Origin of the sequence: Mesorhizobium sp. M0659 (assembly GCF_040320605.1) — a bacterium.
Classification (GTDB): Bacteria; Pseudomonadota; Alphaproteobacteria; order Rhizobiales; family Rhizobiaceae; genus Mesorhizobium.
Genome location: NZ_JAMYPY010000001.1, coordinates 165662 through 181028 on the forward strand (window position 1 = coordinate 165662; position 15367 = coordinate 181028).

Annotated in this window: 16 protein-coding genes; 4 read left to right on the top strand and 12 right to left on the bottom strand. The window is 62.4% G+C overall.

The genetic code is table 11. From position 1 onward, the window contains the following. Nucleotides 1-51 precede the first annotated feature (51 nt). Nucleotides 52-375 carry a TfoX/Sxy family protein gene (locus NKI31_RS00865; protein ID WP_023669120.1) on the bottom strand — a complete coding sequence of 108 codons (324 nt, stop codon included), beginning with the start codon at nt 373-375 and terminating at the stop codon, nt 52-54. Nucleotides 376-458: 83 nt separating this feature from the next. Here NKI31_RS00865 and NKI31_RS00870 point away from each other — a divergent pair, with 83 nt between their 5' ends. After that, on the top strand, nt 459-956 hold the full coding sequence (locus tag NKI31_RS00870; RefSeq protein WP_023690208.1) for a GFA family protein: 498 nt from the start codon (nt 459-461) through the stop codon (nt 954-956). 149 nt (nt 957-1105) lie between these two features. On the opposite strand, the gene sufA is transcribed toward NKI31_RS00870, so the two are convergent. From sufA to NKI31_RS00905, 7 genes are all read right to left on the bottom strand, one after another. After that, nucleotides 1106-1486 carry a Fe-S cluster assembly scaffold SufA gene (sufA, locus tag NKI31_RS00875; protein WP_013532156.1) on the bottom strand — a complete coding sequence of 127 codons (381 nt, stop codon included), beginning with the start codon at nt 1484-1486 and terminating at the stop codon, nt 1106-1108. Nucleotides 1487-1591: 105 nt separating this feature from the next. Further along, nucleotides 1592-1978, bottom strand: coding sequence for an SUF system Fe-S cluster assembly protein (locus NKI31_RS00880; RefSeq protein WP_023684865.1), 387 nt, complete (start codon nt 1976-1978; stop codon nt 1592-1594). 21 nt (nt 1979-1999) lie between these two features. Continuing rightward, a complete protein-coding gene (locus NKI31_RS00885; protein ID WP_023697558.1) occupies nt 2000-3241 on the bottom strand; it encodes a cysteine desulfurase in 1242 nt (413 codons plus the stop codon). Nucleotides 3242-3378: 137 nt separating this feature from the next. Beyond that, nucleotides 3379-4647 carry a Fe-S cluster assembly protein SufD gene (gene sufD, locus NKI31_RS00890; protein WP_023825123.1) on the bottom strand — a complete coding sequence of 423 codons (1269 nt, stop codon included), beginning with the start codon at nt 4645-4647 and terminating at the stop codon, nt 3379-3381. Nucleotides 4648-4690: 43 nt separating this feature from the next. Then, the gene (gene sufC / locus NKI31_RS00895; protein WP_023711504.1) at nt 4691-5446 is read right to left on the bottom strand and encodes a Fe-S cluster assembly ATPase SufC; all 756 of its coding nucleotides are present in this window, start codon (nt 5444-5446) and stop codon (nt 4691-4693) included. Between the two features lie 27 nt (nt 5447-5473). Continuing rightward, a complete protein-coding gene (gene sufB / locus NKI31_RS00900; protein WP_352650060.1) occupies nt 5474-6991 on the bottom strand; it encodes a Fe-S cluster assembly protein SufB in 1518 nt (505 codons plus the stop codon). 187 nt (nt 6992-7178) lie between these two features. After that, entirely contained in the window at nt 7179-8342 is a 1164-nt protein-coding gene (locus NKI31_RS00905; protein WP_023711505.1) for a cysteine desulfurase family protein, read from the bottom strand. A gap of 256 nt (nt 8343-8598) precedes the next feature. Here NKI31_RS00905 and NKI31_RS00910 point away from each other — a divergent pair, with 256 nt between their 5' ends. Both NKI31_RS00910 and NKI31_RS00915 read left to right on the top strand, forming a co-directional pair. Beyond that, nucleotides 8599-9273, top strand: a complete 675-nt coding sequence (locus NKI31_RS00910; protein WP_023669128.1) for an alpha/beta hydrolase — start codon at nt 8599-8601, stop codon at nt 9271-9273. 212 nt (nt 9274-9485) lie between these two features. After that, nucleotides 9486-10133, top strand: a complete 648-nt coding sequence (locus tag NKI31_RS00915) for an FMN-binding negative transcriptional regulator (protein ID WP_023697554.1) — start codon at nt 9486-9488, stop codon at nt 10131-10133. Between the two features lie 38 nt (nt 10134-10171). On the opposite strand, the gene NKI31_RS00920 is transcribed toward NKI31_RS00915, so the two are convergent. Genes NKI31_RS00920 through NKI31_RS00935 form a run of 4 tightly spaced genes read right to left on the bottom strand, consistent with a single transcriptional unit; the run spans nt 10172 to nt 13843 of the window. Further along, a complete protein-coding gene (locus NKI31_RS00920) occupies nt 10172-11068 on the bottom strand; it encodes a phosphatase PAP2 family protein (RefSeq protein WP_352650063.1) in 897 nt (298 codons plus the stop codon). Between the two features lie 30 nt (nt 11069-11098). Next, nucleotides 11099-12742: an ArnT family glycosyltransferase gene (locus NKI31_RS00925; protein ID WP_352650065.1), complete on the bottom strand. Its 1644-nt coding sequence runs from the start codon at nt 12740-12742 to the stop codon at nt 11099-11101. A 41-nt stretch (nt 12743-12783) separates the two neighbouring features. Further along, nucleotides 12784-13116 carry a lipid-A-disaccharide synthase N-terminal domain-containing protein gene (locus tag NKI31_RS00930; RefSeq protein ID WP_023822407.1) on the bottom strand — a complete coding sequence of 111 codons (333 nt, stop codon included), beginning with the start codon at nt 13114-13116 and terminating at the stop codon, nt 12784-12786. Beyond that, a complete protein-coding gene (locus NKI31_RS00935; protein ID WP_352650067.1) occupies nt 13109-13843 on the bottom strand; it encodes a glycosyltransferase family 2 protein in 735 nt (244 codons plus the stop codon). The genes NKI31_RS00930 and NKI31_RS00935 overlap by 8 nt, the downstream gene beginning before the upstream one ends. A 254-nt stretch (nt 13844-14097) precedes the next feature. Between NKI31_RS00935 and tyrS the strand changes: the two genes are divergently transcribed. Next, the gene (gene tyrS / locus NKI31_RS00940) at nt 14098-15351 is read left to right on the top strand and encodes a tyrosine--tRNA ligase (protein ID WP_023694103.1); all 1254 of its coding nucleotides are present in this window, start codon (nt 14098-14100) and stop codon (nt 15349-15351) included. Nucleotides 15352-15367: the final 16 nt, after the last annotated feature.

A 15367-nucleotide genomic window follows, 5' to 3' on the forward strand; every position in this document is an offset into this window, starting at 1 on the left:
GAGATGTCCGGCAGGACAGAGGGGGGTGGGAAGAAACGCGGCGGTCCCGGTTCACTTCCCCGCCCTTCGTCCCGCCTCATACGCCCGGCGCGCCCACACCCTCATCTCGTCAGGATCATCAAACGCGTCGTCGGGAATGCTCCAGTACGGCATCGCGACCAGCTTGCCGTGGCGGGTGCCGGTATAGGTCCATTGCTTGCAGCCGGCGGCTTCGAAGTCGGGCGCGCTTTGCTCGTCAGCCTTGAGCAGCAATTCGCCGCGCAGCACGATAGCGACGATGACGCCGTCGAAATAGATACCCTTGCCGCCGAACAGTTTTCGGATACTGACCGGGCCGAGGCCTTCGAACAGCTCTTCGATGCGTTCATTGTCCATGCCGCAATCATGTCACCGGGCTTGCCATGGCTGCAACCAAAAACCATGCTGGCAAGTTGAGAGCCATCCGTCGGAGTTCTGTCATGCCGCTGCTGCTCAAGGGATCCTGCCGCTGCGATGCCGTCCATTTCGAGGTGGAGAGCAACACGCCGGTGCCGTTCATGCTGTGCTACTGCTCGATCTGCCGCAAGCAGCAGGGCGGCGGCGGCTTCGCCATCAATCTCGGCGCCGATTACAAGACGCTGAAAATCAAGGGCAAGCGCAATCTCGGCGTCTACCAGGCCGAGATCGCGGACGACGAGCATCCAAAGTGTGAGATTTCGACGGGCGAGCGCAATTTCTGCAAGAAGTGCGGTTCGGCGCTCTGGCTCTACGATCCGACATGGCCGGACCTGGTCCACCCCTTCGCCTCGGCAATCGACAGCGAGTTGCCGAAGCCGTCGGAGAAGGTGCATCTGATGTTGAAATACAAGGCGAGTTGGGTCGAGCCGGTGATCGGCAAGAAGGACAAGGTCTTCGACGTCTATCCCGAGGAATCGATCGCCGACTGGCACAAGCGGACGAAGATGTGGGTGAAGTAAGCAGGGAGGCGCGGAGCGCGACTTCCGATGGTCAGCGCTGCCCCTCATCCGGCCCTTCGGGCCGTTCGTCATTCGAAAAACCAAGCAATTGGCTTTTCGCCCGCTGCGTGGACCATTCCTCACCTCCCCGTGAACGGGGAGAAGGAAGATCAGGCCGAAGCGCGCGCCTCAGCCAGCGCCTTCAGGTCGGCGGGCTTCAGTTCGACGGATTCGCCGCAGCCGCAGGCCGAACTCTGGTTCGGGTTGTGGAAGGTGAAGCCGGTGCGCAGCGTCGTCTGCTCGAAATCCATCTCGGTGCCGAACAGGAAAAGGGCAGCCTCGGGCGCGACATAGACATGCGCGCCGTCGCGTTCGATATGGTCGTCCTTGGTATTGGGCTCGGTCACCAGGTCGACCGTGTATTCCATGCCGGCGCAGCCGCCCTTCTTGATGCCGAGGCGAATGCCATGCGCATTGTCGCGCGTGGCGACGATCTCGCGCACCCGGTCGGCGGCCTTTTCGGTCATCGTGATGACGGCGAAGCGTCCCATTCTTTTTCCTCTTCCATTCCATGCAGGTTCAAGGCCTGCCGAATGATTCCTCACCTAAAATGGTGAAGTTTTACCACTGGTGCAAGTGCACCAACCTCAGTCAACCTAGTACCAGCCCACCGCCACCTGCGCCTCTTCCGACATGCGGTCGGGCGACCAGGGCGGGTCGAAGGTCATGTTGACCTCGACGCCGGAGACGCCTTCGACGGCGCCGACGGCGTTTTCCACCCAGCCGGGCATTTCGCCGGCCACCGGACAGCCGGGCGCGGTCAGCGTCATGTCGATCTTGACCGCGCGGTTGTCCTCGATGTCGATCTTGTAGATGAGGCCGAGCTCATAGATGTCGGCCGGTATTTCCGGGTCATAGACCGTCTTCAGCGCCGAGACGATGTCGTCGGTCAGCCGCGCCAGCTCGTCGGCGGGAATTGCCGAGGCGGAAACCACCGGATTGACGGCCGCTTCCGGCGCGGTGGTGTGGCTCGCATCATCCATGGTCGTCATCCAAAGAACCTGTCACCCGAAGAACTTGCGCGCTTTTTCCAGCGCATCGGCCAAAGCGTCGACTTCGGCCCTGGTATTATACATGCCGAACGATGCCCTGCATGTGGAGGTTACGCCAAAGCGTTTCAACAGCGGCTGGGCGCAATGGGTGCCCGCGCGGACGGCAACACCTTGCCTGTCTATCACCATCGACACGTCATGGGCATGAATGCCCTGCAATTCGAAGGAAATGATGGCGCCCTTGTCCGGCGCGTCGCCGAAGATGCGCAGCGAGTTGATGGCGCGCAGCCGCTCGTGCGCGTAGGTCTTGAGGTCGGCCTCGTGCGCGGCGATGCGCTCGCGGCCGATCTTTTCCATGTATTCCAATGCTGTACCCAGCCCGATCGCCTGGACGATCGGCGGCGTGCCGGCCTCGAAGCGGTGCGGCGGCTCGTTGTAGGTGACGACGTCTTCCGTCACTTCCTCGATCATCTCGCCGCCGCCCATGAAAGGGCGCATGGCCGAGAGAATATCCTTCTTGCCGTAAAGCACGCCGATGCCGGACGGCCCGTAAACCTTGTGACCGGTGAAGACGAAGAAATCGCAGTCGAGGTCCTGGACGTCGATCGGCATGTGCACGGCGCTCTGGCTGCCATCGACAAGTACGGGAATGCCACGCGAATGCGCGATGCGCACGATTTCCTTGATCGGCGTCACCGTGCCCAGCGCGTTCGACATATGCGTGATGGCGACGAGCCTGGTCTTGTCGGTCAGGCGCTTTTCGAATTCCTCGATGTGGAAGATGCCGAGATCGTCGACCGGCACCCAGACCAGCTTGGCGCCCTGCCGTTCCCGGATGAAATGCCACGGCACGATGTTGGAGTGGTGCTCCATGATCGACAGCACGATCTCGTCGCCCGCGCCGATATTGGGCATGCCATAGCCGTAAGCCACGGTGTTGATGGCGGCTGTCGTGTTGGAGGTGAAGACGATGTTGTCGGTGCTTGGCGCATTGAGGAAACGGCGCACCGTCTCGCGCGCCTTCTCATAGGCGTCGGTTGCGGCATTGGACAGGAAATGCAGGCCGCGATGGACGTTGGCGTATTCCTGGGAATAGGCGTGCTGGATCGTATCCAGCACCACCTGCGGCTTCTGCGCCGAGGCGCCATTGTCGAGATAGACCAGCGGTTTGCCGTAGACTTCGCGCGACAGGATCGGGAAGTCGCGGCGGATCGCCTCGACGTCGTATGGGGTTGTTTCGATCTTCTGGTCCATTACAAGCTCTCTTGAGGCACCGCCTCACTTCGTCACGCACCCCTCATCCGACCGAGCTTCGCTCGGCCACCGCCCGGGGCGAGTCACTTGCCTCGCCCGTCCTTCGGACCCCACAAGGGGAGAAGGGAAAGAGGCGCTTACCCGTGCGCCACGAACCAGTCGTCCAGCCTTGTTTCCAGGGCCTCGACGATGGTTTCGTCGTCCAGTTCCTCGATTACTTCGGCCACGAACGCCTTCACCAGCAAGCCGCGGGCGCTCTTCTCGTCGATGCCGCGCGCCATCAGGTAGAACAGATGGTTGTGGTCGATCTCGGTAACGGTCGCGCCATGGCCGCAGATGACGTCGTCGGCGAAGATCTCCAGCTCAGGCTTGGTCGAGAACTCGCCATCGTCCGACAAAAGCAGCGTGTTGCAGGCCATCTTGGCGTTGGTTTTTTGCGCGTATTGGTGGACGTTGATGCGGCCCTGGAAGACGCCGCGCGCCTTGCCGGTCACGACATTGCGGATCACTTCCGTCGACGTCGTATGCGGCACGGCATGGTCGAGCACCATGGTCACGTCGGTGTGGGTGTCGCCGGCGAGCAGGTTGATGCCGCGCAGTTTGAAGTCGGAGCCTTCGCCCGTGGTCTTCACCACGATCTCCTGGCGCACAAGCTTGCCGCCGGCATTCATGAAAAACAGCGTCAGCTTCGAATTCTTGCCGAGATGCGCCTTGAACTGGGCAAGATGCGTGGCCGTTTCCGGCTGCTCCTGCACGATCAGCCAGGTAACGTCCGCACCCTCGCCCAGAACGAGCTGGCTGACCGAGCTGCCCAGTGCCGCGCCCTCGCCGGCCTGACGCTCGACGAGAGCAGCTTTGGCGCCGGCGCCGACACGCACGGGAAAGCGCACATGCACCTGGCCACCGGCCTGCAAATTCTGCAATTCGATCGGCTTTTCCAGTGCTGTGCCATCGGCAATGTCGACGAAATAGCCGTCAGCGACAAAGGCGGTGTTCAGCGCACCGATGGCGTCATCGCTGCCATAGGGATCGAGGCCCGGTGCGATCGAGCCGTCAGTCAGCTTTTCCGACAGGCGCTGGATGGTCACGCCTTCGATCGCGGGGAATTTCGCGCCGGAGACGCCGTTCAGAACCGCCAGCACGGCGGAGCCTTCGACGATGGGCGCCAGCCCCTTGGCGGCGGCCGTCGGATCGAACGCCGGCACCGCAGTCAACAGCCGGCGCAGGTCAGTGTAATGCCAGGATTCGATGCGCCGCGTCGGCAGCCCGTGCTTGATTGCCTCAATGGCGTCGTCGCGCTTCAGCATCACCGCGCCGTCACCCGGCAGCAACGACAGACGCTCGCCAAAGGCGTCGATCAGCGCCGTTTCGGCCTGCGTGCGCTGGGGTTGTGTATGCATATTCATCAGTTTTGCCCCGCCTTTCAGCATAAAATGGCCTTCTGGCGTCTCACGCGGCTTCGCCGATCACGCCGGCATAGCCATTGGCTTCGAGATCGAGCGCCAGCGACTTGTCGCCGGACTTGATCACCTGGCCCTTGTATAGGACGTGCACGCTATCGGGCACGATGTGCTCGAGCAGGCGCTGGTAGTGGGTGATGACGATGATGGCACGGTCGGCCGAACGCAGCGCGTTGACGCCGTCCGAGACGATCTTCAGCGCATCGATGTCGAGGCCGGAATCGGTCTCGTCGAGCACGCAGAGCTTTGGCTCCAGCAGCTTCATCTGCAGGATCTCGGCCCGCTTCTTCTCGCCGCCGGAAAAGCCGACATTGAGCGGCCGCTTGAGCATCGCCATCTCCATCGAGAGCGAGGCTGCCGCCTCTTTCACCCGCTTCAAAAATTCCGGGATCTTCAGCGGCTCCTCGCCGCGCGCCTTGCGCTGCTCGTTCATCGCCACTTTCAGGAATTCCATGGTCGCGACGCCAGGTATCTCCATCGGATACTGGAAGGCGAGGAAGATGCCCGCGGTGGCGCGCTCGGCCGGATCCATTTCGAGGATCGACTGGCCGTTATAGAGGATGTCGCCTTCGGTGACCTCATAGTCCTCACGGCCGGCGAGGATGTAGGACAGCGTCGATTTGCCCGAGCCGTTCGGACCCATGATGGCAGCGACCTCGCCGTTTTTCACCGTCAGGTTCAGGCCGCGGATGATCTCGGTGCCGTCATCGACGATGCGGGCATGCAGGTTCTTGATCTCAAGCATTTTTTCTTTCCTGGATATATTGTCCGGTCAGCCGACCGAGCCCTCGAGGCTGATGCCGATAAGCTTCTGCGCTTCGACCGCGAACTCCATCGGCAGCTGCTGGATGACATCCTTGACGAAGCCGTTGACGATCAGCGCGATCGCCTCCTCTTCCGGGATGCCGCGCTGCATGACGTAGAACTTCTGGTCCTCGGAAATCTTTGACGTCGTCGCCTCATGCTCGAACTGCGCCGTCGAGTTCTTGGCTTCCATGTAGGGCACGGTGTGCGCGCCGCACTGGTCGCCGATCAGGAGACTATCGCAATTGGTGAAGTTGCGGGCGTTGGTCGCCTTGCGGTGCGCCGAGACCTGGCCGCGATAGGTGTTCTGCGAGAAGCCGGCGGCAATGCCCTTGGAGATGATGCGGCTCGACGTGTTCTTGCCGAGATGGATCATCTTGGTGCCGCTATCGACCTGCTGGTAGCCGTTCGACACAGCGATCGAATAGAACTCGCCGGAGGAATCGTCGCCGCGCAGGATGCAGCTGGGATATTTCCAGGTGATCGCCGAACCGGTCTCGACCTGCGTCCACGAGATCTTCGAACGGTGGCCGCGGCAGTCGCCGCGCTTGGTGACGAAATTGTAGATGCCGCCCTTGCCCTCGGCATCGCCGGGGTACCAGTTCTGCACCGTCGAATATTTGATCTCGGCATCGTCGAGCGCCACCAGTTCGACGACGGCGGCATGCAGCTGGTTCTCGTCGCGCTGCGGCGCCGTGCAGCCTTCGAGATAGGAGACGTAAGCCCCCTCCTCGGCGATGATCAGCGTGCGCTCGAACTGGCCGGTGTTCTTCTCGTTCATGCGGAAATAGGTCGACAGCTCCATCGGGCAGCGCACGCCCTTGGGCACGAAGACGAACGAGCCGTCGGTGAAGACAGCCGAATTCAGCGTGGCGTAGAAATTGTCGGATGTCGGCACGACCGAGCCGAGATATTTCTGCACCAGCTCCGGATGCTCGCGGATGGCTTCCGAGATCGAGCAGAAGATGACGCCGGCCTGCGCCAGTTCCTTCTTGAACGTGGTGACGACGGAAACGGAATCAAACACCGCGTCGACGGCGACACGGCCCGATTTGTAGACGTTGTCGCTGGGCTCCTCGAGATCGGAGACGTCGGTTTTCTGCACGCCGGCGAGGATTTCTTGTTCCCGCAGCGGAATGCCGAGCTTCTCGTAGACCTTCAACAGCTCGGGATCGACGTCGCTCAGCGAGGTCGGGCCGGGCGTGCTCTTGGGCGCCGCGTAGTAATAGAGGTCCTGAAAGTCGATCTTCGGATAACGGACGCGCGCCCAGGTCGGCTCTTCCAGGGTCAACCAGCGCCGATAGGCTTCCAGACGCCATTCCAGCATCCAGGACGGTTCATCCTTCTTGGCCGAGATGAAGCGAATAATGTCTTCGCTCAGGCCCTTGGGGGCCTTGTCCATCGCGATCTCTGTCTGGAATCCGTATTTGTACTGGTCGACGTCGATCTTTCGGACCCGATCGATCGTGTCCTGCACAGCAGGCATAAGCGTTCTCCATCCACGCCGGGGTCAAGGCCCGACAGTTTTCAAACTATGGCATCGCCGAGGGCTGCCCATGAGGCGCCGAAGGCGGCGTAAGTTTCATATAGTGCGTCTCGGCCGGGAATTCACCCGGCCACTTGCAAACGCACGGCTCTACCAGGCCGCGAGGCCTGAATTCTTTGTCGCCGCCTCAGGCGGCTTGTTCCCTGCCCGCCCGGCGCTGGGCAATACCGGCCAGCGCAGCACGGAACAGTTCGATATCCCCGGCACTCGTTGCGTGGCCGATGGACACGCGCAAAGCGCCCAGGCTGTCGCCATGACCCATGGCTTTCAGCACATGGCTCGGCCCGACCTTGCCCGACGAACAGGCCGATCCCGCCGACAGCGCAACGCCAGCCAGATCGAACGCGATCTGCGCCGTCTCGGCCTTGATGCCGGGAATAGCGAAGAATGTCGTATTGGCAAGCCTTGGCGCGCCGGTTCCGAAGATTTCTGCGTCCGGCACCAGCGTTTTGAGTGTTTTCTCGACCTCGCCGCGGCGTTGCGCGATCGCTTCGACGTCTTTCAGTCCAGCCAAAGCCTGCCGCGCCGCGGCGCCAAAGCCGGCGATGGCCGCCAGGTTTTCGGTGCCGCCGCGATGGCCCTTTTCCTGGCCGCCGCCATTGATCAGCGGCTTCGGCATCATCAGATCGGCTGCCGCAACGACGGCGCCGACACCCTTGGGGCCGCCGATCTTGTGCGAAGACAGAATCAAATAGTCGGCGTAAGCCGCTGACATATCGATGGGAACACGGCCCGCAGCCTGCACCGCGTCGACCACCAGAATGCCGCCCGCCGCATTGACGATCGCGGCGATGCGATCAATCGGCTGGATGACGCCGGTCTCGTTGTTGGCCGCATGGATCGCGACCAACGGCAGGCCTTCGGCCTTGTCATGCGCGGCCAGAGCGGCTGTCAGCTGAGCGAGGTCAGCGATGCCATCGGCGTCGACGCCGATCCGCGAAACCTGTGTTGCCGGGAAGCGGCCGCCGTTCAACAGGCAAGGGTGGTCGGCCTCGCAGACATAGAGCCGGCTCATGCGCACCGTGCCACGGCCCATCCGCCAATCCGGTGTCAGCAGCGTCGATGCGGCTTCCGTCGCGCCGGAGGTGAAGACGACATGCTCGGCCTTGGCGCCGACAAGTGCTGCCACATCGCGCCGGGCAGTGTCGATCAGGCGCCGCGCCGCGCGCCCCTCGGCATGCACCGACGACGGATTGGCGACGAGATCGAGCGCGGCAATCATCGCCTCGCGCGCCTCGGCAATGAGCGGCGCGCTGGCATTGTAGTCGAGATAGGCGCGTGCTGCGGCCATTTTCACCCAATCGATCCCGTCAAGACCCTTTCCGCAAGGATAGCGCGTTATTTCCTTGAAATTGCAAGGCAAGACGTCCTATTTACGCGGCTTGCGGCGAGGATGGCCGGGCCGTCACGGCTGGCTATCCAGTTTTGAACAATTCTAAACTAGCTTCTAAGAAGACGCTTGCCCTGCGTCAAGGCCCGGAAGGGCTGGGGCTAGAGTAAAGAGTTGTTCCGGGCGCCGCGCATTCGTATGCCATTTGGAGTAGTTCATGCCTGAGGTCATTTTCACCGGTCCGGCCGGCCGCTTGGAGGGCCGCTACCAGCCTTCCAAGGAGAAGAGCGCGCCGATTGCCATCGTGTTGCATCCGCATCCGCAATTCGGCGGCACGATGAACAACAAGATCGTCTATGACCTCTTCTACATGTTCCAGAAGCGCGATTTCACCACGCTTCGCTTCAACTTCCGCGGCATCGGCCGCAGCCAGGGCGAATTCGACCACGGCACCGGCGAATTGTCGGATGCCGCCGCAGCGCTCGACTGGGTGCAGTCGCTGCATCCGGATTCCAAGAGCTGCTGGGTGGCCGGTTATTCCTTCGGCTCCTGGATCGGCATGCAGCTTCTGATGCGCCGGCCCGAGATCGAGGGCTTCATCTCGATCGCGCCGCAGCCCAACACCTATGATTTCTCGTTCCTGGCGCCCTGCCCGTCATCGGGTCTGATCATCCATGGCGATGCCGACAAGGTGGCGCCGCCCAAGGATGTGCAGGGCCTGGTCGACAAGCTGCACACGCAAAAGGGCATCACCATCACGCAGAAGACCTTGCCAGGCGCCAACCACTTCTTCGCCAACGACGCCGATCTGCTGCTCGAGGAATGCGCCGACTATCTCGACCGACGGCTGGCCGGCGAATTGTCCGATCCGCGGCCGAAGCGGCTGCGCTAAGAGCAATTCCAGGAAAAGTGTAAACGGGTTTTCCGTCCGGAATTGCGTCAAAACAAAAACTCCCGGTCCGATGCCGTCACAGTCGTGCCCATCATGGGCGCGACAATGCCATTTCGGCTGATCCAAACGGTGAAGCCAGCCTGACATGTGGCGCGGCTCGGCTGAACGGTGCACAATGCCGGTTCAGCCAGCGCAAGAAGGCATGACCGATCATGTACCAGCCTCCCCATTTCCAGGAAACGCGGCCGGACGTCCTGCACGGGCTGATCCGGACGCATCCGCTGGGGTTGCTGATCTCCAACGGCGCCGATGGCCCGGTCGCCAATGCCATTCCCTTCCTGCTTGATGCCGAGGTTGGGCCGAATGGCCGGCTGCGCGCCCATCTGGCCAGGGCCAACCCGCAATGGCGTCAGCTGGCCGACAATCCGACATCGCCGGTGCTGGTCGTCTTCCAGGGCGCCGACGCCTACGTGACGCCGTCCTGGTACGAGACCAAGCGCGAGACCGGCAAGGTCGTGCCGACCTGGAACTACGCCATTGTCCAGGTGCGAGGAACGGTCAGAGTGATCGAGGATTCCGCCTGGATCGCACAGCAGATCACCGAGCTGACGCTGTCACAGGAAGGCGCCCGCGAGGCACCCTGGGCGGTGACCGATGCGCCGCCGACCTTCATCCAGTCGCAGATCAAGGGCATCATCGGGCTTGAGATCGAGATCGCCGAAATCAGCGGCAAGTGGAAAGTCAGCCAGAACCGGCCCGTCGCCGACCGCGTCGGTGTCGCCGAAGGGCTGGAGAAGGAAGCCGCCGGCGCGCCTGACATGGCTCGGCTGGTGCGGAGCTGGGGTGGCATCGACAGCTAGCTGGGGTGGTCTTAGATGGTTCCAAAGGCGTCAGCAATTCAGTTGCTTGCCGGCGCTGCTCCAATGCGGAAATTCGTCTGTCTCGGCGCATCGTTTTGGTTTGGTTTGCGAGCCCGACGGAATAGGCGGAACGTAGTTTTTGCCACCGGCAACCCCGACGCCGTGTAGCGGAAGATACATCCCAGCCGGCCAAGCACCATCGCGCAAACGATGGCAACAGCACAGCCAAGGCCGAAGCCGGCGACAGTGTCGCTCGGATAGTGCGCGCCGATAAAGATCCGGGTCGATGCGACCGACAAGGTTGCAGCCAGCAGCACCCATCTGCGCTGGGGCAACAACAGCAGTGCAATGCCGAAAATGACGCCCATGGTCGTGGCATGGCCGGACGGGAAGCTGGCAAAGCGCGCCTCCAAGGAAAAAGGATGCAGCGATAGATCGCCGAGCTTGTCGAAATTCATCGGCCTGGCTCTGCCCACGCCATATTTCAGCACGTTGACGACCATGGCCGAGAGTGCGATCGAACCCAGCACCATGAAAGCAAAGCAGGTCCAGTTGTAGAAGGTCATCCGCGCGCGCCGGGAAAGGCTGCGCCAATCCGCCAGATTCGCCGCAATCAGCACCAGTACCGACGGGACAAGATACCAGCCGCCGAGGCCGAAGAAGGTAAAAAACTCGGCGATGCGAAAGACATTGGTCGAGCCTGAAGCCCACTGCCTCGCCATGGTCCCTGCAAGATGGTCGAAACGGAGCGACACCGCGATCGTCAGCAAAAGCCAGGCCACGACCCAGACCGACCACAGGATTTTCGGGTAGCGCGCCGGGCGCGTCGCCAGGCGATGCCGTACAATCCCGAAAGTATCGCGGAAATTAGCGACAGACTGCCGGAGCATGGCAGGCAAAGCGGCACGCGCCGGCTTTGGCGACTTCATCAACATGCGGAGCTCGGCGCCATCATTGAAGAGGTATCAGTTCGCCACACGGTACAGGCCGAGCGACAGTTTATCACCTGACGAATAGTTGATGCCGTCGATTTCAGCGACGCGGCTGGCCTTCTTGCCTTGCCCCGCCAGCAGGTCATCCAGCCGTTTTTCATCGCCGACCGGCGCCAGGCCCAGCGCGCAGGCCGGATCGCCAAGCAGATGTTGCGCAACCCCGTCGACATCGGTCAGTACCGTCTTTGTGCCCACCAGAAATACCAGGCTCGGTTCGTGATATTGCGCGGAGGCGAGCACGCTCATCTCACAGGGACGATCGGCGCGAACCGCAGCCTCGATTTCCCGGCTCATCCAAATCGGTTTCAGTGACGGCACGATGACACCGAACAGCAGGGCGTAGGTTATACCGGCGCAAACCGCAGCCCCGCCGATGCGGACCAGCGGCACCAGCGCCTGGCGCGAAACAGCGAGGTAGCCGGCGCCCAATGCTGCCGCGGCGGCCGGAACGCTCCACCATAACAATGTCTTCATGAGATAGATCGGCGCACCAACGCAAAGCACGGCGAGACCGACTGTCACCAGAACGGTGCCGAATGCGGTCGCCCACCACAGCCATGTCTGCCAGCGCCTGAGCGGCGCATTTGCCTCTTGCGGTGTCAGCGTCAAAAGCCAGCCGATGAGCAGGGCCATGCCGGGATAGGCCGGCAGCACATAATGCGGCAGTTTCGTCGGGATCAATTCGAAGACGAGCCAGAACGGAACGTACCAGGCGAGGCAGAAACGCAGGCGCGGATCGTCGCGCAATCGGTTGAGCGCCTGCAGTCCGGCGCCGAGCGCCACAAGGCCGAACGGCCACATGAACAGGCAATAGGTCAGCACGTAGAAGCCCGGCGGAACGCCGTGCGACTCCTCGCCTTGCGCGACCTTGCCGAGCATATCCTTGCCGACGGCCTGCTGCAGGAAGGCGCCGTTGCTCTTCCAGGTGATGAGGGCGAGCCAAGGCAGCACGATCAACAGCACCAGAATCAGCCCACGCCCGGCTTTCAGCCTCGCCAGCCAGCGGCAGTCGCGCTCGAAAGCAACCAGCGTGAGCACCGTCAGCGCCGACAGCAGCGGTGCAATCGGCCCCTTGATGAGGATAGCTGCGCCCTGCGCAGCCCAGAAAATCCACGGCAGATGGCCGGCGACAGGCTCGTTGCGGCGCGATGCCAGATAAATCTGCGCCAGCGCGCCTTGCGCCAGAACGCAGCAGGCAAGCAGCATCGCGTCGGTCTTGGCGTCACGGCCTTCGAAGGCGGTGGCGAAAATCGCCGCCATGACGAGGCCGGCGGCAAGACCGGCATTGGCGCCGAACAGATTGGCCCCGGTCCAGGCGATTGCGACGACGGCGATGGCGATGCCCAGCGCCGAGACCAGCCGGTAGATCCAGATCGGCGCCTGTGCCCCCTCGCCGCTCAGCGTCACCGCGGCCGATTGCAGCCAGTAGATGCCGATCGGCTTCTGGTAGCGCGACGCGTCCTGGAAGCGGATGTCGACATAGTCGCCGGTCTCCGTCATCTGCTTGGTCGCCTGGACGAAGCGCGGCTCGTCGCGGTCGAGCGGCGGCATAGAGGCCAGTCCCGACGCCGTCATCATCAGGCTGAACAGGAAGAGAAAGATGTAGTTCCTGCTCATTTCGACACACCGGACAGACTGAATTTGGCGGGACTGGTGGCTCAGTCGACCTTGGTCATCGCCGCCTTGCGCTCATTGGCGATGAGCCATAAATTTCTGACGTAGATCACCATGCCCATGGCCTGGCCGGCGATGAACACCGGATCCTCACGCTGGATGGCGTAGACCAGCAGCAGCCCGCCGCCGAACAGCGAGAAGAACCAGAAAGCGATCGGCACGACGCTGCGCTTGGCCTTTTCCGAAGCGATCCACTGCACCAGGAAGCGCATGGTGAAGAAGAACTGGGCAACGAAGCCGAGCAGAACCCAGGCGTCGAACTGCTTGACGAAAACCTGGTGCAGCCAGGCCGCCAATTCCTGAAACACGTTAGCCATGCGTGATTTCCTCTACCTTTGGCATTCTGCGGCGCCGGCGCCGAAGCCACCAGACGCCGGCGAGATCGAGCGCGCCCTGCAGGCCGCGATCGAAGATGCCGTAATTCGACTTGCCGTGGCGGCGCGAGCGGTCGACGACGTCGCAATGGACGACGCGGTAGCCTTCCTGGATGACCAGGGCCGGAACGAAACGATGCGTGCCGTCGAAGAAGGGCAGTTTGCGCAGGATATCGGTGTGGATCGCCTTCAGGCCGCAGCCGGTGTCGCGGGTGTCGTCATGCAGGATCGCGCCGCGCAGCCAGTTGGCGAAACGCGATGCCAATTGCTTGATCTTGCTGTCGCGGCGCTTCAACCGCTGCCCCTGCGCGGCGCCGAAATCGGGCCCTGCCCGACGCAGCGCATCGACCAGCACGGGGATATATTGCGGGTCGTTCTGGCCGTCGCCGTCGATGGTGGCGACGATCGAGCCGCGCGCCGCCCAACCGCCCGAGCGCACCGAAAGCGACTGGCCGGCGGATTTTTCGTGCCGAAGCTGGCGAAGCGGAAACGGACGTTTGGCGGCTTCAGCGGCAAGCACCGAAGCGGTGTCGTCAGTCGAACCGTCATTGACGACGATGATTTCGAAGTCGCGCCCGGTCATCGCCGCCTCGATCTCGTCGATCAGCAGCGGCAGGTTCGCCGCCTCGTTGCGGCAGGGAATGACGATTGATATCAATGCGTCCGGCATATCGCGTCGGGCTCTGTCACAAGATATGGCATTCGGTGGATGCCGTGCGGTGCCGTTCCAGCGGATCGAACCCGTTGGCGCGGCGCCTCATTACGCCAGCCGACAGGATGAAGCAAGCATGCGCGGCAGTGCAGAATAGGCTGTCCATGCCGGCGCAAAATCGGAAACCACTTTTGCTTGACGCGCTTGGATGCTAAACGCCCGCGTTCAGGCCATGCCGGGCCGTTTAGACCCGGCGCTTTCAGGAAGAAACAATGCCCGCCTTCAAGTCCGATTTCCTGCGCGTTATGAGCGAGCGCGGCTTCATCCACCAGATTTCGGATGAGACCGGGCTGGATCAACTTTTCGCGAAGGAAACCGTGACCGCCTATGTCGGCTACGACGCCACGGCGACCAGCCTGCACATCGGCAATCTGATATCGGCGACCATGCTCTACTGGATGCAGGAGACCGGCCACCGGCCGATCGCACTGATGGGCGGCGGCACCTCGATGATCGGCGACCCTTCCTTCCGTGACGACCAGCGCAGCCTTTTGACGCCCGAGGCGATCGCCACCAACATCGAAGGCATCAAGCGAATTTTTGGCCGCATCCTGCGCTTCGGCGACACTGGCAATGACGCCATCATGGTCAACAATGCCGACTGGCTGATGAAGCTCAACTATGTCGAGTTCCTGCGCGATGTCGGCCGCCACTTTTCGGTCAACCGGATGCTGACCTTCGACAGCGTCAGGCTGCGGCTCGAGCGCGAACAGTCGCTGTCCTTCCTCGAATTCAACTACATGATCTTGCAAGGCTATGATTTCGTCGAGCTCAGCCGCCGCCACGACTGCCGGCTGCAGATGGGCGGTTCGGACCAGTGGGGCAACATCATCAACGGCGTCGATCTCGGCCACCGCATGGGCACGCCGCAGCTTTATGCGCTGACCACGCCGCTGCTGACGACATCGTCGGGCGCCAAGATGGGCAAATCGGCCAAGGGCGCGGTGTGGCTGAACGGCGACCTCTTCTCGCCCTATGATTTCTGGCAATACTGGCGCAACACCGAGGATGCCGACGTCGAGCGCTTCCTGAAGATCTTCACCCGGCTGCCGCTTTCGGAGATCGCGCGGTTGGCCGCCCTTGGCGGCTCGGAGATCAACGAGGCCAAGAAGGTGCTGGCCACCGAAACCACGGCCATCGTGCACGGCCGCGAGGCGGCGCAACAAGCCGAGGAGACCGCGCGCAAGACCTTCGAGGAAGGCGTGACGGCCGAAACGCTGCCGACCGTGGAAGTGGACGGCGCCGCGCTGGAAGCCGGCATCGGCATCCTGTCGCTGCTGGTCAGCGGGGGCCTTGCCGGGTCCAACGGCGAGGCAAGGCGTCACATACAGGGTGGCGCCGTGCGCCTCAACGACCAGCCGGTGGCGGACGACCGGCGGATGGTGACGCCTCAGGATTTGAGTCCGGAAAACGTCGCAAAGCTTTCAGTGGGCAAGAAAAAGCACGTGCTTGTGCGGCCTGCCTGAGCCGTCTTCTGGGATC